Origin of the sequence: Arthrobacter sp. Leaf337, from assembly GCF_001423745.1 — a bacterium.
In the GTDB taxonomy this organism is placed as follows: Bacteria; Actinomycetota; Actinomycetes; order Actinomycetales; family Micrococcaceae; genus Arthrobacter.
Genome location: NZ_LMPC01000009.1, coordinates 1 through 16,903, shown reverse-complemented (window position 1 = coordinate 16,903; position 16,903 = coordinate 1). Strand labels below are relative to the sequence as shown.

Annotated in this window: 18 protein-coding genes; 11 read left to right on the top strand and 7 right to left on the bottom strand. The window is 64.7% G+C overall.

Annotation, left to right across the window (positions count from 1 at the left end):
- Positions 1 to 27: 27 nt before the first annotated feature.
- Complete coding sequence (locus ASF98_RS08225; RefSeq protein WP_055800072.1) at positions 28 to 546, top strand: SDR family NAD(P)-dependent oxidoreductase; 519 nt, start codon at positions 28 to 30, stop codon at positions 544 to 546.
- A 4-nt stretch (positions 547 to 550) separates the two neighbouring features.
- Here ASF98_RS08225 and ASF98_RS08220 read toward each other — a convergent pair whose 3' ends face one another.
- The gene (locus ASF98_RS08220; protein ID WP_436059294.1) at positions 551 to 1,009 is read right to left on the bottom strand and encodes a flavin reductase family protein; all 459 of its coding nucleotides are present in this window, start codon (positions 1,007 to 1,009) and stop codon (positions 551 to 553) included.
- Positions 1,010 to 1,188: 179 nt separating this feature from the next.
- Between ASF98_RS08220 and ASF98_RS08215 the strand changes: the two genes are divergently transcribed.
- The 3 genes from ASF98_RS08215 (at position 1,189) to nrdR (ending at position 3,739) form a co-directional block, all read left to right on the top strand.
- Positions 1,189 to 1,761, top strand: coding sequence for a hypothetical protein (locus tag ASF98_RS08215; RefSeq protein WP_055800068.1), 573 nt, complete (start codon positions 1,189 to 1,191; stop codon positions 1,759 to 1,761).
- A complete protein-coding gene (gene hisD, locus ASF98_RS08210) occupies positions 1,758 to 3,134 on the top strand; it encodes a histidinol dehydrogenase (RefSeq protein ID WP_055800066.1) in 1,377 nt (458 codons plus the stop codon). Before ASF98_RS08215 ends, hisD begins: the two co-directional genes overlap by 4 nt.
- A gap of 107 nt (positions 3,135 to 3,241) precedes the next feature.
- On the top strand, positions 3,242 to 3,739 hold the full coding sequence (gene nrdR / locus ASF98_RS08205; RefSeq protein ID WP_055800063.1) for a transcriptional regulator NrdR: 498 nt from the start codon (positions 3,242 to 3,244) through the stop codon (positions 3,737 to 3,739).
- A gap of 107 nt (positions 3,740 to 3,846) precedes the next feature.
- Here nrdR and ppgK read toward each other — a convergent pair whose 3' ends face one another.
- The gene (gene ppgK, locus ASF98_RS08200) at positions 3,847 to 4,650 is read right to left on the bottom strand and encodes a polyphosphate--glucose phosphotransferase (RefSeq protein ID WP_028271751.1); all 804 of its coding nucleotides are present in this window, start codon (positions 4,648 to 4,650) and stop codon (positions 3,847 to 3,849) included.
- 73 nt (positions 4,651 to 4,723) lie between these two features.
- Entirely contained in the window at positions 4,724 to 5,602 is an 879-nt protein-coding gene (gene map, locus ASF98_RS08195; RefSeq protein ID WP_055800060.1) for a type I methionyl aminopeptidase, read from the bottom strand.
- A 125-nt stretch (positions 5,603 to 5,727) separates the two neighbouring features.
- Between map and ASF98_RS24100 the strand changes: the two genes are divergently transcribed.
- Both ASF98_RS24100 and ASF98_RS08190 read left to right on the top strand, forming a co-directional pair.
- Complete coding sequence (locus tag ASF98_RS24100; RefSeq protein ID WP_156372338.1) at positions 5,728 to 5,892, top strand: SPOR domain-containing protein; 165 nt, start codon at positions 5,728 to 5,730, stop codon at positions 5,890 to 5,892.
- Positions 5,893 to 5,961: 69 nt separating this feature from the next.
- A complete protein-coding gene (locus ASF98_RS08190; RefSeq protein WP_055800057.1) occupies positions 5,962 to 6,534 on the top strand; it encodes a YceI family protein in 573 nt (190 codons plus the stop codon).
- A 23-nt stretch (positions 6,535 to 6,557) separates the two neighbouring features.
- Here ASF98_RS08190 and panB read toward each other — a convergent pair whose 3' ends face one another.
- A complete protein-coding gene (gene panB / locus ASF98_RS08185; protein ID WP_055800054.1) occupies positions 6,558 to 7,463 on the bottom strand; it encodes a 3-methyl-2-oxobutanoate hydroxymethyltransferase in 906 nt (301 codons plus the stop codon).
- Positions 7,464 to 7,729: 266 nt separating this feature from the next.
- Here panB and glnA (ASF98_RS08180) point away from each other — a divergent pair, with 266 nt between their 5' ends.
- From glnA (ASF98_RS08180) to ASF98_RS08165, 4 genes are all read left to right on the top strand, one after another.
- The gene (glnA, locus tag ASF98_RS08180) at positions 7,730 to 9,070 is read left to right on the top strand and encodes a type I glutamate--ammonia ligase (protein ID WP_011691452.1); all 1,341 of its coding nucleotides are present in this window, start codon (positions 7,730 to 7,732) and stop codon (positions 9,068 to 9,070) included.
- Positions 9,071 to 9,079: 9 nt separating this feature from the next.
- The gene (locus ASF98_RS08175; protein WP_055800051.1) at positions 9,080 to 12,091 is read left to right on the top strand and encodes a bifunctional [glutamine synthetase] adenylyltransferase/[glutamine synthetase]-adenylyl-L-tyrosine phosphorylase; all 3,012 of its coding nucleotides are present in this window, start codon (positions 9,080 to 9,082) and stop codon (positions 12,089 to 12,091) included.
- A gap of 77 nt (positions 12,092 to 12,168) precedes the next feature.
- On the top strand, positions 12,169 to 12,588 hold the full coding sequence (locus ASF98_RS08170; protein WP_055800047.1) for a VOC family protein: 420 nt from the start codon (positions 12,169 to 12,171) through the stop codon (positions 12,586 to 12,588).
- Positions 12,589 to 12,695: 107 nt separating this feature from the next.
- The gene (locus ASF98_RS08165) at positions 12,696 to 13,211 is read left to right on the top strand and encodes a GNAT family N-acetyltransferase (RefSeq protein WP_055800045.1); all 516 of its coding nucleotides are present in this window, start codon (positions 12,696 to 12,698) and stop codon (positions 13,209 to 13,211) included.
- Between the two features lie 97 nt (positions 13,212 to 13,308).
- On the opposite strand, the gene glnA (ASF98_RS08160) is transcribed toward ASF98_RS08165, so the two are convergent.
- Complete coding sequence (glnA, locus tag ASF98_RS08160; RefSeq protein WP_011691460.1) at positions 13,309 to 14,733, bottom strand: type I glutamate--ammonia ligase; 1,425 nt, start codon at positions 14,731 to 14,733, stop codon at positions 13,309 to 13,311.
- Positions 14,734 to 15,006: 273 nt separating this feature from the next.
- Here glnA (ASF98_RS08160) and ASF98_RS08155 point away from each other — a divergent pair, with 273 nt between their 5' ends.
- Complete coding sequence (locus ASF98_RS08155; protein WP_055800042.1) at positions 15,007 to 15,444, top strand: RDD family protein; 438 nt, start codon at positions 15,007 to 15,009, stop codon at positions 15,442 to 15,444.
- Positions 15,445 to 15,454: 10 nt separating this feature from the next.
- On the opposite strand, the gene ASF98_RS08150 is transcribed toward ASF98_RS08155, so the two are convergent.
- Together ASF98_RS08150 and ASF98_RS08145 are read right to left on the bottom strand one after the other, a co-directional pair.
- On the bottom strand, positions 15,455 to 15,817 hold the full coding sequence (locus ASF98_RS08150; RefSeq protein ID WP_055800040.1) for a DUF3817 domain-containing protein: 363 nt from the start codon (positions 15,815 to 15,817) through the stop codon (positions 15,455 to 15,457).
- Between the two features lie 137 nt (positions 15,818 to 15,954).
- Positions 15,955 to 16,719 (bottom strand): DUF4191 domain-containing protein, encoded by a 765-nt coding sequence (locus tag ASF98_RS08145; RefSeq protein WP_055800037.1) that lies wholly within the window; start codon positions 16,717 to 16,719, stop codon positions 15,955 to 15,957.
- Positions 16,720 to 16,903: the final 184 nt, after the last annotated feature.

Here is a 16,903-nt window from a genome sequence, read left to right as displayed (position 1 = left end):
CGGGCAGGGCATTCCTGCCCTGAGGAAGTGTCGCAGGCTCTTGCGGAAGCCAGCATCGACGTCGTGGTCAATAATGCCGCGATGGGCAGCAGCCAGAAGACGCTGGCGGCAGTTGACCCCGATTCCCTCGCGCAGCTCCTCGACAATAACGTCGCGGGCGCAGTCAGGGTGACCCAGGCGTCGCTGGCCGGGCTGCTTCGCCCGAGTGCAGGCAGCCGCCGGCCCCTTGTGGTCAACGTATCGTCCTGGCTGGGTTCGGCCGCTCTGCAGGCGAACGGTGAATTCGCCGGCTTCGGGACGAGTTACGGCTACCGGCTCGGCAAAGCGGCGCTCAACATGCTGACGCTTAGCCTGCATGAGGAATTCGGCGCGGAACTGGACGTTTGGTCCGTGCATCCGGGAGCACTGGCGACCGGGATGGGACGAAGCGGTGCCTCGAAGGAGCCCGCGACGGCGGCCAGTGAGCTGCTGCGGGAGCTTTCCGAACCCGGTGGCAGCAGTCCGCGGTTCTTCGAACTCGGATCGTCCGTGCCGCTGCCCTGGTAGGGCGCTAGATTTCGTAGTCGAGCGGGACGGGCTGGCTGTAGGCGCCGGAGTGGTAAAGCAGCGGAGAGCCGTCCTCGCCCACCTGTCCTTCCACGACTTCCACCACGACCACCGCGTTGTTCTCAAAGGAGAGGCGCATCTGGATCTTGCCGATCAGCCATCCGGCGACGTCCTTGAGGACTGGTACATCGTGCGGTCCAAGTTCCCAATGGTCGCCCTCAAACCGGTTTTTGGTCCGTGCGAAGCGGTCCGCGAGTTCCTGGTTCTCCAGCCCAAGCATGTGGACACCAATGTGCGTGGTGTTGGCGATGGCCGGCCATGAACTGGAGCTGCGGGCCATGTTGAAGGTAAAACGCGGCGGCTGGGCGGACAGCGAGGCCACGGAGGTGGCCGTGAATCCGTACGGGATGCCGTTGTAGTTCACCGTGATAATTGCCACGCCGGCCGCATGCCGGCGGAACATCTCCTTGAACGTGCCTTCGAAGGCTGCGTTATCTGAGGTCACTGTGATCTAACTCCCTGCTGAAACTAATCCTGGTTTGTCCTGCTTGCCAGCGTATGGGGCCCCCGATGCCGTCCGTGACTTGGTTACCTGCCGCGTCATTTGTTGAACGGCGGTGAACGTTTGTTAATGTTTGTTTCATGAAACAGCCATCAGGCACCGGGCCGGCTCCGCAAAATCCGAGCCATCACGGGGATGCCGGACTCCCTCCCGCCTATGGTGAACTTTACCGCGGTGACGGGGGTTCGTGGCGAGTGCCCGCAGCCATAGCCGCCGCCGGGATCCCCGTCGGACTTGCGTGGTGGCTGCTGGCGCCCGGGGGACTGAACCTGTTGTCCGGCGACCCCTCGTTGGCCACCGGAACGAATGCCGAAGGCTGGCTTCCCCGGGACCTTGTGCTGGCCGGCCTGTTTCTGTTGGCAGGCTGCGTCACCGGGTTCCTCCTCGACGGAAAACGAACCGGAGCACCCGCGCCACGGACGGTGCTGTTCGCCGTGATCGGCGGTGCGCTTGGCGCCGTCGTCGCCTGGCAGGCAGGGGTGCTGGCGGGGCAGTGGTGGGGACCGGCTGAAGATACCGCCCCGAACGCCAGCATCGCCTTCTCGCTCCGTGCCCTCGCCGTCCTGGCCATCTGGCCGGCAGCGGTGGCCATTTCCGTCTTTGTGGCAAACCTGCTCAGCCTCTTGGGCAAACCACGTAAAATGGACGGGTGACTATTTCTCCCGACAGCCCCGCCCAGATCACCACGCCGGCCGTCAGCTACCGCACCATTGACCTGCGCGGCCAGCGGCTCTCCCTGGCCGAACTCCGGGCGGCTGTTCCGCGGGCCCGGCACCAGACCATGGCGGACGCCGAGCAGAAGGTCACGGACATCATCACGGCGGTCCGTTCCCGGGGCTTCGCCGCCCTGAGCGACTACGCGCAGGCGTTCGACGGCGTCGAGCAGGCTCACCCGAGGGTGCCGGCCGCTGCGCTGCAGGAAGCGCTGGAGACACTGGACCCCGCGGTGCGGGCAGCCCTGGAAGAATCCATCAGCCGCGCGCGGAAGTTCGCTGACAGTCAGCGGCCGGCAAACGTCGACGTCGAACTCGGCGAGGGCGCCGTCGTGAGCCAGAACTGGGTGCCGGTTGGCCGCGTGGGGCTTTATGTCCCCGGCGGACTGGCCGTATATCCGTCGTCGGTCATCATGAACGTCGTCCCCGCACTGGCGGCAGGGGTGGCATCCATTGCCCTGGCCTCGCCTCCGCAGAAAGACTTCGGCGGACTCCCGCACCCCACCATCCTGGCCGCTGCGGCGCTGCTGGGCATCGACGAGGTGTACGCCATTGGCGGGGCCCAGGCCATTGCGGCCTTTGCTTACGGAGTTCCCGCGGAAGACCCGGCGGCAGCCCTGGATCCGGTGGATGTGGTGACCGGGCCAGGCAACATTTTTGTGGCGACGGCCAAACGGCTGGTCAAGGGCGTTGTGGGCATCGATTCCGAGGCCGGCACCACGGAAATCGCCATCCTTGCCGACGGCAGCGCCCGCCCGTCCCTGGTCGCGGCCGACCTCATCAGCCAGGCAGAACACGATCCGAAGGCCGCGTCCGTCCTCATCACCGATTCCGAGGAGCTCGCGGCGGCCGTCCGGGTCGAGCTTGACGTGCAGGCTGCCCTGACCAAACACTCAGAGCGGGTGCGGGAAGCCCTGTCCGGCCCGCAGTCCGGCGTGGTGCTGGTGGACGACCTCGACCAGGGAATCGCTGCCTGCGATGCTTACGCCGCGGAGCACCTGGAGATCATGACGGCGGACGCCTCGGCTGTCGCTGCACGCATCCGCAACGCGGGCGCCATCTTCGTGGGGGACTACAGCCCCGTCAGCCTCGGGGATTACTGCGCAGGGTCCAACCACGTGCTGCCCACCAGCGGCACGGCAGCCTTCTCTTCCGGCCTCAATGTCACCACGTTCCTTCGCGCCATCCAAGTGGTCAACTACAGCAAGCCGGCCCTCGAAAGGGTCAGCGGGCACATCGTCAGCCTCGCCGGGGCAGAGGACCTGCCCGCCCACGGCGAGGCCGTGACGGCACGGTTTACCGGCGATGCCTAACCACTACATGTAGTAATTACAGGCTTGTGATTCGGCTACATGTAGTCGTAAACTGATTTTGGAAGAATATTCCGGCCAAATGTTTTCCGGCCAGGGAAGGAAGCAACGTGTATTGCCCGTTTTGCCGCAACCCTGATTCCCGCGTGGTGGACAGCCGGATGGCCGACGACGGTTCCGCGATCCGCCGCCGCCGTCAGTGTCCTGAATGCGGCCGCCGCTTCACCACGGTGGAAACCACCAGCCTCACGGTGATCAAACGCTCCGGCGTCGGCGAACCTTTCAGCCGCAGCAAGGTGATCAACGGTGTGCGAAAAGCATGCCAGGGCAGGCCCGTGACCGAAGACGACCTTGCCATGCTGGCGCAGGAAGTCGAGGAAACGATCCGCGCGTCCGGCGCTGCGGAAATCGACGCCCATGAAGTGGGCCTTGCCATCCTCAGCCCGCTGCAGAAGCTGGACGAAGTCGCCTACCTCCGGTTCGCGAGCGTGTACCAGGCGTTCGAGTCCCTCGAGGACTTTGAGACCGCCATTGCCATCCTTCGCCATGAAGCGGAAGTCGAGGCAAAGGCCGCTAAGGGCAAGAACTCCGAGAAGAGCCCCCTCTAGACTCCGGTGGTGGCAGCGGAGGGGAAGCCGAAGCCACCACCGGCACCACGTGCTGTACCCGGGCCGGGCCAAAGCCGGCGCCACGATTGCGGCGCCGGCGGCTCCGGCTACTTGGCCAGTTTGTGCGTCAGCGCGACCTCGATCGCGGCGCCCACAATGCCGGCGTCGTTCTTAAGTTCGGCCGGGACGATCTTCGTGCGCAGTTTCATGTGCGGCAAATACTCGTCGGCTCGCTTGGAGATGCCGCCGCCGACGATGAACAGTTCCGGGGAGAACAGGAACTCAACGTGCGAGAAATAGCGCTGGAGTAGCACGCTGTACTCGGTCCAGCTGAGGCCGTCGCGTTCCCGGGCCACGGCGGAGGCCTTGCTCTCGGCGTCGTAGCCGTCGATTTCAAGGTGCCCGAGTTCGGCGTTCGGAACCAGCTTGCCGTTGAAGATGAAGGCCGAGCCAATGCCGGTTCCCAGCGTGATCACGAGGACCGTACCGGAGACGCCCTCGCCGGCGCCGTAGCGGGCTTCTGCAAGGCCGGCGGCGTCGGCGTCGTTAATGACCTCCACGGGGCGGCCCAGGCGTTTGGTCAGCAGGGCGTCAATATCCGTGTTGAGCCAGGACTTGTCGACGTTGGCTGCGGAATGGACCACGCCGTGCTGGATGATGCCGGGGAAGGTTACGCCGATCGGAGAATCGGGGGCCGGCGCATCCGGCCGCGCGTCGAGCTCGGCGACCACAGCGGCCACCGTTTCGGCGACCGACTCGGGCGTCGCCGGCTGCGGCGTGGGAACACGGAAGCGGTCGCCTACGAGTTTGCCCTTCTTGAGGTCGACAATGCCGCCCTTGATTCCGGTGCCGCCGATATCAATACCGATCAGCGGGGCGTTCTTGGTTGACTTGTCGTCCTTCTTGGCCAATGTGATTCCGTTCGTGGCTGTGGGCGGGAAAGGGGTAACTGGGCAAATGTGCCGGCGGGGCCGGGCGGGGCAATCAGGGCAGGGTGAGGATTTCTGCGCCTGATTCGGTGACGAGCAGGGTGTGCTCGAACTGGGCGGTGCGCTTGTGGTCGCGCGTCACGACGGTCCAATCGTCGGCCCACATGTCCCACTCCACGGTACCGAGCGTCAGCATCGGTTCAATGGTGAACACCATGCCCGCCTCCATGACCGTGTTGTAGGCGGGGGCGGCATCGTAGTGCGGAATGATCAGGCCGGTGTGGAACGCTTCGCCGACACCGTGACCGGTGAAATCCCGGACAACGCCGTAGCCGAAGCGCTTGGCGTAGGACTGGATGGCGCGGCCGATGACGTTGATTTCGCGTCCGGGGGCCACGGCCTTGATGGCACGGTTGAGGGATTCCTTGGTGCGTTCCACCAGGAGCCGCGACTCTTCGTCGACGTCGCCAACGAGGAACGTGAAATTGGTGTCGCCGTGGACCCCTCCGATGAAGGCCGTGATGTCGATGTTCAAGATGTCGCCGTCCTGGACCACCGTGCTGTCCGGTATTCCGTGGCAGATCACTTCGTTCAGTGACGAGCACAACGACTTGGGGAAACCCCGGTAGCCCAGTGTCGACGGATAGGCGTGATGGTCGACCAGGAACTCATGGCCGATCCTGTCCAGCTGGTCGGTCGTTACGCCAGGTTCGATGTGCTTGCCCACCTCGACGATTGCCTGGGCCGCGATCCGGCTGGCGATCCTGATCTTCTCGATGGTCTCGGCAGACTTCACCTCGGAGCCGGTGAACTTCTCCGGACCCGGTTTGCCCACATACTCGGGGCGGGGGATTGACGCCGGGACCGGCAGCTGCGGGCTGATGGTTCCGGGGACCAGTGTGCCGGTGGGTGCAGTCGAGGCAAGAGAAGGCATAGATTGATCATATAAGCAGGCGTAGAACCCCATGTAACGGAAAGCCGGATCGGAACACGATGTAGCCCTACGTTACGTGGATCACTTTCAGCGGGCGTGGAGCCTGCGTGATGCGAGGAGCAGCGATGACCGAGTACTGGTACAACGTCAAAACCCACGAGGTGGAGGAAGACGCGATGTCCGATTGGACGCAGCTGATCGGGCCCTACAAGACGCGCGAAGAAGCAGAGCATGCGCTCGAAAAGGTCAAAGCGCGAAACGAATCATGGGAAAAGGGCGACGAGGACTGACCTGTATCGTCTGCGAGAGTTAGTACACGTTCGAGTACCGGACCGGCCGGTACCGCATTTAGGAGAGTCATGGCCGCAATCAAGCCAGAATACACAGGAGAGTGGCGGTTCGACCCGACGCATACGCGAATCGGCTTCTCCACCCGCCACGCAATGGTCACCAAGGTCCGCGGAGCTTTCAACGATCTCGAAGGCTCGATCACAGTCGACTCGCAGAACATTGACCGCTCAAAGGTTGGACTGACTCTCAAGGTAGCGAGTATTGACACCCGCAATGCCGACCGTGATCAGCACCTGCGGACGAATGACTTCTTTGACGCTCCCCGGTTCCCCGAGATCACTTTCCTGAGCAACCGGGTGGATCAGGTTGACGAGGGCCACTTCATTGTCAGCGGAGACGTGACCATCCGGGGCGTCACCAAGGAGATTTCGATTCCGATCGACTTCATCGGCGTCGAGCGGGACCCGATGGGCAACCTCCGGGCCGGCTTCGAAGGTTCCCGTCGCATCGACCGCCAGGATTTCGGGCTCAAATGGAACACGGCCCTGGACTCCGGCGGCGTACTCGTGTCGGACAAGATCACCCTGGAGTTTGAAGTGTCCGCCATCAAAGTCGGTGACGGCCCTATCGCAGCCGAATAGGGGAGCCCCGGCCCGGAGCTTCGTTAGAACGAATGCTCGGGGCCGGGGAACTGGCCCGTCCGCACGTCCTCGCCATATGCCTTGGCCGCGTTGCTCAGCGAGGTGCGCAGGTCAGCATACTGCTTGACGAACTTGGCCATCTTCCCGCCTCGAAGTCCGGCCATGTCCTGCCAGACCAGGACCTGGCCGGTCGTCGTGTTTCCGGCGCCGATGCCGACGGTAGGAACAGAAATGGCAGCATCGACGGCCGCAGCGGTGACGGCGGGAACCATTTCCATCAGGACGCTGAAGGCGCCGGCGTCGGCGAGTGCCACCGCGTCGTCGATAAGCCGCTGTGCGTCATCGCCGCGGCCTTGCACCCGGTAGCCGCCCAGCGAGTGCTCGCTCTGGGGAGTGAAGCCGATGTGCGCCATGACCGGAATGCCGGCCTGGACCATGGCGCGGACGGTGTCCGCGTAGTACTTGCCGCCTTCAATCTTCACGGCATGGGCAAGGCCCTCCTTCAGGAAGCGGACGCCAGTGGCCACGGCCTGCTCGGCTGAAACCTCGTAGCTTCCGAACGGAAGGTCAGCGACCACCAAGGCCCGCTTCGCGGACCGGGCCACGGCACGGCACAGCGGAAGGAGCTCATCGACGGTGACCGGCAGGCTGGTTTCGTTGCCGAAGACGTTGTTGGACGCGGAATCGCCGACGAGGAGCACCTCAATGCCTGCTTCGTCGAAAATCTCGGCAGTGTACTGTTCGTAGGCCGTGAGCATCGCAAAATGCTCACCTTTTTCCTTGGCCTGCTGCAGGTGGTGGGTCCGGATTCGGGCCGCGGGCTTCCTGGCGGCGTCCGACGGCGTTGCGGCCGGCCCGGCGGGACCGTTGCCGTAGGGAGCAGGTACTTCGGCGGACATGCTGGAATCGGAACTGTTGCTTGTGGCCATGGCTAGAGCGTAATGCGATACTGCGCGTCCTAGCTACCGGGCGTCCGGCCGGAGCCGGTGAATCTCGTCACAAAGACATCGCCCGGGGCCGGTCGCGGCGGCTCTGCCGGGCCCAGAGGGCCGGTGTACGTGTTAACGCTGTGTTACGCGGACCTCCGGCTCCAACATTCCGCGCGAATGCTTAGTAAAGTGAATCGTGAGCTGCCGCCGGCTCTAGCGAATACGGACCCGGGGCATCAATACGTTGACCCGGAGAAGAGGCCATCATGGACCGCCAGCAAGAGTTTGTCCTGCGGACAATCGAAGAGCGCGACGTACGGTTTGTGCGTCTGTGGTTCACGGACGTCGTGGGTTCACTCAAGTCTGTTGCGCTTGCCCCCGCTGAAGTTGAAGGTGCCTTCGAGGAGGGCCTCGGCTTCGACGGCTCCGCGATCGAGGGCCTGGCCCGCGTGTTCGAGTCGGACATGCTGGCACAGCCGGACCCCTCGACGTTCCAGATCCTGCCGTGGCGCGGTGAGACTGAACAGACCTCGCGCATGTACTGCGACATCCTGACCCCCGACGGCGAGCCCTCCGCAGCGGACCCGCGCAACGTCCTGAAGCGCACCCTCGCCAAGGCCGCGGACATGGGCTTCACCTGCTATACGCATCCCGAGATCGAGTTCTACCTGCTGAAGTCGCAGGAGCCCGGCCCGGACGGTTCACCCGTCCCCGTGGACGAGGGCGGCTACTTCGACCACGTTCCCGGCGGCGTCGCGCAGGACTTCCGGCGCACCGCGGTCACGATGCTGGAGTCCGTGGGCATCTCGGTCGAGTTCAGCCACCACGAGGCCGGTCCCGGCCAGAACGAGATCGACCTTCGTTACGCTGACGCCCTGCAGACAGCGGACAACATCATGACCTTCCGCACCGTCATCAAGGAAGTCGCCCTGCAGCAGGGCACCTACGCCACCTTTATGCCCAAGCCGTTCACGGCGCACCCGGGCTCGGGCATGCACACCCACTTCTCCCTCTTCGAAGGCGACACCAACGCGTTCTACGAAGCCGGCGCGGAATTCCAGCTGTCCAAGACGGCCAAACAGTTCATCGCGGGCATCCTTAAGCACGCCCCCGAGTTCACCGCCGTGACCAACCAGTTCGTGAACTCCTACAAGCGCCTTTGGGGCGGCGGCGAAGCACCCAGTTACCTGAGCTGGGGCCACAACAACCGTTCCGCGCTGGTGCGCGTTCCGCTGTACAAGCCCGGCAAGGGGCAGTCCGCCCGCATCGAGTACCGCGGCATCGACTCCGCGGCCAACCCCTACCTGGCATACGCCGTCCTGCTCGGTGCCGGCCTCAAAGGCATCGAAGAGGGCTACGAGATTCCGGCAGCCGCAGAAGACGACATCTGGTCGCTGAGCTCGGCCGAACGCCGCGCCATGGGCCACGATCCGCTCCCCGCGAGCCTGCACGATGCGATCCGGGCCATGGAGGATTCCGAGCTTATGCCGCAGATCCTTGGCGAACAGGTCTTCGAGTACTTCCTGCGCAACAAGCGCGCAGAATGGCAGGACTACCGTCTCCAGGTGACGCCCTACGAGCTGCAGCGCAACCTCGGCATTCTGTAGGGGGCTGCGGTGAGCCTCGCCCGTCGCCTGATCTCCGCTGGTTTCAGTGACCTGGAAAAGGGGGAGCGGTTCCTTGCTGCCCGGGAACTGGAAGGGATCGACCAAGAGGCACTGTTCGCTGGCTTCCATCTGGCCGCCAACCCCGACACCGCCCTGCAGTCGCTGGTGCGCCTGATCGAAAAGCATCCCGATCTTCGGAAGCTCGCTGCTGCCGACATCGACACCAGCGAGCCCCTGTACCGGGTCCTGGGTGCCTCCGAGGCGCTGGGTGAATTCCTGATCCGCCACCCGGAGCACCTTGACGCCTTTGACGTGGTGGCAAGCCCGGAGCCTGCGGCGGCGGATGCCGGGGAACTGAGGGCGCGTCTCCTGCGATCCGTCCACGCCGACCCGAAGGCGCGCAGGCCGGTGGCCGGGCTCTCCGGCCCGGAGGCCTACGTGGCCCTGCGAACTGCTTACCGCAGGGGCGTGGTTGATCTGGCGGTGAAGGACCTGTGTGCCGCCGATCCGCTGGACTTCATGCCCGCGGCCGGCGCGGAACTGGCGGATCTTGCCGGCGCTGCCATCGAGGCGGCCCTGGCAGTATCCCGTGCCGAGGCAGGTGAGCAGTTCTCGGCATCGGAAGTCGCCGAAGTAGGACTCGCCGTCATCGGCATGGGCAAGTGCGGTGCCCGCGAACTCAACTACATTTCCGACGTCGACGTCATTTACGTGATCGACGCCGGCGAGCTGGATGATGCCCGCGCCAACACGATCGGGACGGCCCTTGCCACCGGGATCTCGCGGGCCATCATGTCCATCGGCCGGGAACCCGGCCTCTGGGAGGTGGACGCCAACCTGCGGCCGGAGGGAAAATCGGGACCGCTGGTGCGGACGCTGGCGTCGCATCAGAGCTATTACGCCCGGTGGGCGGAAAGCTGGGAATTCCAGGCCCTCCTGAAGGCGCGGACCATTGCGGGGGACGCGGAGCTGGGCGCCCGGTACGAGGCCGCGGTCCTTCCGCTGATCTGGGGTTCGGCGAACCGCGAAGGATTTGTGGAATCCGTGCAGGCCATGCGCCGGCGCGTCACGGACAACATTCCCGCAGATGAGGAACAGCGCCAGATCAAACTGGGCCGCGGCGGCCTGAGGGACGTCGAATTCACGGTCCAGTTGCTGCAGCTGGTGCACGGCAAAGCCGACGAATCCCTCCGGCACCGGGACACCACCTCAGCCATCGCCGCGCTCTCGGCCGGCGGCTACATCGGGCGGACGGACGCCGCCGAATTCGACCATGCCTACCGGTACCTCCGGCTCCTGGAACACCGGATCCAGCTCTTCCAGCTGCGCCGCACCCATCTCATGCCGGTGAGGGAAGACGCCCTGCGTGCACTGGCGAAGGGCGTGCTCGGCCCCTTTGCCCGGGAACGCCCGCACCCGGATGCCCTCCTGGCTGCCTGGCAGAAAACCAAACGCGCGGTCCGCGAACTGCACGAACGCATTTTCTACCGGCCTCTGCTGAACACCGCCGCCAAGCTGAGCAGCGAAGAAGCGCGGCTGACGCCGGAGGCCGCACAAGGCCGCCTTGCCGCCCTTGGTTACCAGGATCCCCGGGGCGCCATGAGGCATATCGAGGCGCTCACCGCCGGGGTGAGCCGGCGTGCGGCGCTGCAGCGCCAGCTCCTGCCCATCCTGCTCGGGTGGCTGGCCGACGGCGTGGATCCCGACGCCGGGCTGCTGGGCTTCCGCCGCGTCAGCGAGGCGCTGGGAACAACGCACTGGTATCTGGGAATGTTGCGGGATTCGACGGCGGCGGCCGAGCGGCTCTGCCATGTCCTCTCCAACTCGCGCCTGATCGCAGACCTCCTGGAGGTTTCCCCGGAATCGGTGGCCTGGCTCGGGACGGACAAGGAGCTGGCCCCGCTGGGATTCGAAGCCCAGTGGCTGGAAATCACCTCGAAGATGTCGCGGCATGAGGACCCGGAAAGCGCCATGCGGCTCATCCGGCTGATCCGGCGCCGGGAGATCCTGCGGGTTGCCATTGCGGACAGCGCCGGGCTGCTGGACCAGGACCAGGTGGGGGCTGCCCTTGCGGACACGGACCGCGCAGCAGTGCTGGGCGCCCTCCGGGTTGCGGAAGGCATCGTGGGTGCCTCGGGTCCGCTGAAGACACGTGTCCTGGTGGTGGCCATGGGCAGGCAGGGCGGCCGCGAAATCGGTTATGGCTCCGACGCGGATGTCATGTACGTGCACCGCGGTCTGCCGGGCGTTCCCGAGGAGGAAGCCCAGAACCAGGCCGCGCAGATCGTGGGTCACATTTCGAACCTTTTGACGCAGCCGCTCAAGCCCGCCATCCTGGCCGAACGCGTGCTGATGGTGGACGCCGACCTGCGGCCCGAAGGCAAGAGCGGAGCCATGGTCCGCTCCCTGGATTCCTACGCCGAGTACTACCGCCGGTGGTCGCTCGTCTGGGAAGCCCAGGCGCTGCTGCGGGCCCTGCCCATCGCAGGGGATGATGACCTGGCAGCGGACTTCGTGGAGCTGATCGACACCATCCGCTATCCGGAAGAACTGTCGGACAAGGACGTGCGCGAAATCCGCCGCGTCAAAGCAAGGGTGGAAGCGGAGCGGCTGCCCCGCGGCGCGGATCCGGCGCGGCACCTCAAACTGGGACGCGGCGGCCTCAGCGACGTTGAATGGCTCGTTCAGCTGCTGCAGTTGCAGCACGCGGGCAAGCATCCGGAGCTGCGGACCACGTCCACCGTGCCGGCGCTGGATGCCGCTGCCTCCCTGGGGTTCCTGGAAGCGGACGAGGCGGAACTCCTCCTCAAAGCCTGGCGCCTGGCTAGCCGTATCAGGTCGGCCAACGTGATCTGGACCGGCCGCGCCTCCGACCTCCTGCCGTCTTCCCGCAGGGACCTGGAAGCCGTGGCCCGCTGGTGCGGCTACCCGCCAGGCAACGCTGCCGCGCTGGAAGAGGACTACCTGAGGATCAGCAGGCGCGCCCGCGGTGTTTTCGAACGGGTATTCTACGGGCAGTAGCCGGGCCGGTTTGGGGTGTGGTGTGGCAACCCGCCGCGGGGGCTGACACGTTGCGGGCTGGATGCTAGTTTGAGCCAATGGCCACGCAACTCTTTCTGAATCTCCCTGTCAAGGACCTGAACAGGTCGGTCGAGTTCTTCACCGCGCTCGGCTTTTCCTTCAACCCGGATTTCACCGACGAAAATGCCACCTGCGTGATCATCAATGACGGTGCCTATGTCATGCTGCTGGTGGAAGGCTACTTCAAGACGTTCATTTCCAAGGGCATCGCGGATACCGGCGGCACCGCTGAAGCGATCGTGGCATTCTCCGTTGACAGCCGTGAAGCCGTTGACGACACGATCCGGAAAGCCATGACCGCTGGAGGCGCGCCTTCGCAGGAAGCCCAGGACTACGGGTTTATGTACAACCACAGCTTCCAGGATCCGGACGGCCATCTCTGGGAGGTCTTCTGGATGGATCCTGCCGGGCCGCCTGCTGACGCTCAGACGCCATAGCTTCACCCCTGTCCTGCAAACAGCCGCCGCACCGTCGACATCCGCGACGCCGGCCGTCACCCCAAAAGATGGCGGCCGGCGTCGCAGGTTCTGGGTAGGCTCGATCCATGTCTGAATCCGTCTGGCTTATCGCCCTGAAGAACCTCGACGACGACGCCAGGGCCATCAAGCTGGGCGAAGTCGCGGAAATGGAACTGGGGGAAGGCCAGCGGGACTTCGCCGGTGATCCGCTACGCATGATGCTCGTTGCGCTGGAGGAGGACTCGCGTTTTCCCTATGTGGTGGACTCCGGCGGAGAAGCCGTCGGCGTGTTCACGTTGCAGCGCGGTGCGGCGTCGCTGGCGGGCTGGGAGGACGACCACGCCGTCTGGCTGTTGCGCGGCTTCCTCATCGACAGGAACCGGCAAGGCAGGGGACTCGGCACCCTTGCGGCCGCCGCAGCGGTCAGGGAAGCCGCGAAACTGACGGCAAAGCTGGGCGGCGGAGAGGCCGGCGTCGTACTTTCCGTCAACGAACGCAACCCCGCAGGAATTGCCGCCTACCGCAGGGCGGGTTTCGAGGACCTTGGGCAGTACCTGGGCGGGGATGCCGGCCCGCAGCGGACGATGTACCGCTCCTTCTAGTCCAGCTGGTCCCCACGACAAAAAAGTCCGCATGTGCTGCCGGAGCAGCACATGCGGACTTTCTGCGGACTAAACCATGGTTAGGCCCGGGGTCTGACTAGACGCCGTAGTACAGCTCGAACTCGTACGGGTTCGGGCGCAGGGACAGCGGGCGGATCTCGTTCTCGTACTTGTACTCGATCCAGGTGTCGATCAGGTCCTGGGTGAACACGCCGCCGGCCTGGAGGAACTCGTTGTCCTCAGCCAGTGCGTCCAGGGCTTCCTCGAGCGTGCCCGGAGCCTTGGGGATGTCCTTGGCTTCCTCGGCGGGGAGCTCGTAGAGGTCCTTGTCGATGGGAGCCGGGGGTTCGATGCGGTTGCGGATACCGTCAATGCCGGCCATCAGCTGGGCAGCGAACGCCAGGTACGGGTTGGAGGAGGGGTCCGGAGCGCGGAACTCGATGCGCTTGGCCTTCGGGTTGGAGCCCGTGATCGGGATACGGATACCGGCGGAGCGGTTGCCCTGCGAGTAGACCATGTTGACCGGAGCTTCGAAGCCCTTGACCAGGCGGCGGTACGAGTTGACCGTCGGGTTGGTGAACGCGAGAACGGCGGAGGAGTGCTTCAGCAGGCCACCGATGTACCAGCGGGCCATGTCGGAGAGGCCTGCGTAGCCCTTTTCGTCGTAGAACAGCGGCTCGCCGCCGTTCCACAGCGACTGGTGGCAGTGCATGCCCGAGCCGTTGTCGCCGAAGACCGGCTTCGGCATGAAGGTGACCGACTTGCCCCAGGCGTCAGCGGTGTTCTTGATGACGTACTTGAACTTCTGCAGGTCATCAGCCGCGTGCGTCAGCGTGGTGAACTTGTAGTTGATTTCAGCCTGGCCGGCGGAGCCCACTTCGTGGTGGCTGCGCTCGACCTCAAGGCCGGCTTCGTCCAGGGCAACACACATGGCGTCGCGCAGGTCGGCCTGCTTGTCCGTGGGGGAGACCGGGAAGTAACCGCCCTTGACGGGGGTCTTGTAGCCCAGGTTTCCGCCTTCTTCTTCGCGGCCGGTGTTCCAGTGGGCTTCTTCAGAGTCGATCTTGTAGAAGCTGCCCTGCGGGGAGGACTGGTACTGGACGTTGTCGAACACGAAGAACTCGGCCTCGGGGGCGAAGAACGCGGTGTCGGCGATGCCGGTGGAAGCGAGGTAGGCCTCAGCCTTCTCGGCCACGCCGCGGGGGTCGCGGTGGTAAGGGTCACCGGTGCGGGGGTTAACGATGGAGAAGTTCAGTGCCAGCGTCTTCTCCATGCGGAACGTGTCCAGGAATGCCGTGGTGACATCCGGGATGAGCTGCATGTCGGACTCAGCGATGCCCTGGAAACCGCGGATGGACGAACCGTCGAAGAGCTGGCCGTTGATGAAGAAGTCTGCATCAACGCTCTTGGCCGGCACGTTGAAGTGCTGCTGCACGCCAGGAAGGTCGGTGAAGCGGATATCGACGAATTTAATATCTTCGTCCTTGATGAACTTGAGGACTTCGTCCGCAGTCTTGAACATCTATGCTCCTTACGCATAAGTAATAACTGGCTGGAAAGCCATATGGTCCAGCGCAATCCGACGGCGCGAAAACACAAAAGTGTCCCCGCTCCCAGCTCGCTAGCAACTGTTACCACCCTAGGGACACGGGATTTCCCGTCCGTGTCCGCTATGTTTCCGGCAGGTTACAGAACCGCCTGATATGTAAACGCTATACGGTGTCCACACTGTGGTCCATCCGCATCCATACTGTGAACTTAACTGCGGGGGCCGTGCAGCGGATAGGCTTGGTCCGTGGTTGATCGCAAAGACATAGGTTCCTGGCTCAGCGGGCCGGATACGTCCGGCATTTCCAAGTACCCGGGGGAGCGCCTCGGCCTGCCAGAGGCAGGCTCCGGCTCGATCGCCCGGGCCGGACGCAGGATCCTTGCCATTTGCATCGACTGGGGACTGGCGCTGCTGATCAGCAACTACGCGTTCGGCGGGGATCCGTGGGGCACACTTGCCGTGTTCGCCGCAGAGCAGATCCTCCTGATCGGCACACTCGGCTACAGCATCGGCCACCGGCTCCTTGGCATCCACGTAGTCCGCCTGGGTGGGGCTCCGGCCGGGCCGCTGGCCGCGCTGGTCCGCACCATTTTGCTGTGCCTCGTGATTCCGGCGGTCATCTTTGATCCGGATCACCGCGGCCCGCACGACAAGGCGATGAACACCGTCCTCGTGCGCATGTAGCCGGTCCCGCCTAGACCCCGGCGGTTACGTGATCCCGCTGCTCACGCTGCCCGCTGCCCGCCGGCGTCAGGTAGCCGCGCTTGCCCGCCCACCGTTCGAACAGGACTGTGGCAAGCGGCAACACCGCTGAGAAGCCCGCGAGGAACGCCACCAGGAAGGGCCACCGCTGCAGGCGCCACAGGGCAAGCGCCGCCACTCCGTAGGCGATGAACAGTGCCCCGTGAATTGGTCCTGCAATCTCCACGCCAAGCTCGGAGGTCCGGGCAATCCATTTGAAGTACATTCCGGTCAGGAGGGCCGCCCAGCTGAAGGCTTCGGCCACGGCGAGGACCCGGAAGAGCCGGATCACGGTGGATTTCGAGGGCAGTTTCACGGGTACTCCGGTTTCTCTGGGTAGTGCGGTTTCGCTGGGGGTGCTGCCGGGCGGACGAAGCCGTCATCCGGGCTGACGGCTCAAAACAAACGCCCCGGTGCCGGCTGATGACCGGTTCCGGGGCGTTGCCAAGGCTGCTAGCGGCCGCGGGCTGCTTTGCGGTCCGGCCGTGCCTTGTAAGGATCGATTCCCTTGGGGATCGGGAGGCGGTTTCCGAGCGAGGAAATTCGCTTCGACACCGCACTCACCTCAAGCTTGGTCAGTTCCTTGTCCAGTTTGTTCATCTTCTTGGCGATCTGGCTGAGGGGAACCTGGCCTTCGCCGCGGCCGCTCTCGATCACGTGGACTGTGACGTTGGGCAGGATGCGCGCCAGCCGCTTGCGCTCGGCGTCGACGAGCGGCCGGACCCGGTGGGTGGGGCCTTCACTGACGAGGACGACGCCGGGACGGCCGATGGCGCGGAAGACTGCGTCCTGGGTGCGCGGGTTGACCGCGACCGGCTGGTCCTCGGTGATCCAGCCGCGCTTCAGGGTACCCAGTGCGGCGCCCGAGGCGCCGGGCTGGTTCTCAATCTGGGCGAACGCGGCCCGCTCAGCGCGCCGCGAGAGGATGAGGGTCGCGGCCAGCAGACCGAGGGGGATGCCGATAATCAGGCCCGTGATCCAGTTTTCCAGGAGGTAGCCCACCAGGAAGCTGACGGCTACGACGCCCAGGAAAGCAAGCAGCATCATCCAGACCACCATGGGGTCATGGCGGCGCGTCATCTGGAAGACTTCGTTGATCTGCTTCAGCCTGCTGGGCTTCTTGACCTTGGCTTCCTTCGGCTTGCGAGAGAAGAGGCCACGCTTCGGAGCGTCGGAGGCTGCCGGAGTCGGTTTGCTGGAATCAGGGGAATTCGCCATAGTGCCTTAATTCTACGTGATTTATGCCTGAGGGCCGGACGCCGGAATGCTCCGGTGCCGGCCCTCAGGCATAAATGTTACGAAAGGTCCTAGTGGTGTGCCGCGATGAGGGAGCTGGCTTCCTGGCGGGTGCTGCCGGAGGACTCGATGTGCGCGAGTTCGGCCGGGATTTCCCAGCCCTTCT

Excerpts from the sequence above, each read along its gene's own strand:
- ASF98_RS08220 (WP_436059294.1), bottom strand. The coding sequence starts at position 1,009 with ATGTTCCGCCGGCATGCGGCCGGCGTGGCAATTATCACGGTGAACTAC.
- ASF98_RS08215 (WP_055800068.1), top strand. The coding sequence starts at position 1,189 with ATGAAACAGCCATCAGGCACCGGGCCGGCTCCGCAAAATCCGAGCCAT.
- map (WP_055800060.1), bottom strand. The coding sequence starts at position 5,602 with ATGCCTTCTCTTGCCTCGACTGCACCCACCGGCACACTGGTCCCCGGA.
- ASF98_RS24100 (WP_156372338.1), top strand. The coding sequence starts at position 5,728 with ATGACCGAGTACTGGTACAACGTCAAAACCCACGAGGTGGAGGAAGAC.
- ASF98_RS08190 (WP_055800057.1), top strand. The coding sequence starts at position 5,962 with ATGGCCGCAATCAAGCCAGAATACACAGGAGAGTGGCGGTTCGACCCG.
- panB (WP_055800054.1), bottom strand. The coding sequence starts at position 7,463 with ATGGCCACAAGCAACAGTTCCGATTCCAGCATGTCCGCCGAAGTACCT.
- glnA (WP_011691452.1), top strand. The coding sequence starts at position 7,730 with ATGGACCGCCAGCAAGAGTTTGTCCTGCGGACAATCGAAGAGCGCGAC.
- ASF98_RS08170 (WP_055800047.1), top strand. The coding sequence starts at position 12,169 with ATGGCCACGCAACTCTTTCTGAATCTCCCTGTCAAGGACCTGAACAGG.
- ASF98_RS08165 (WP_055800045.1), top strand. The coding sequence starts at position 12,696 with ATGTCTGAATCCGTCTGGCTTATCGCCCTGAAGAACCTCGACGACGAC.
- glnA (WP_011691460.1), bottom strand. The coding sequence starts at position 14,733 with ATGTTCAAGACTGCGGACGAAGTCCTCAAGTTCATCAAGGACGAAGAT.
- ASF98_RS08145 (WP_055800037.1), bottom strand. The coding sequence starts at position 16,719 with ATGGCGAATTCCCCTGATTCCAGCAAACCGACTCCGGCAGCCTCCGAC.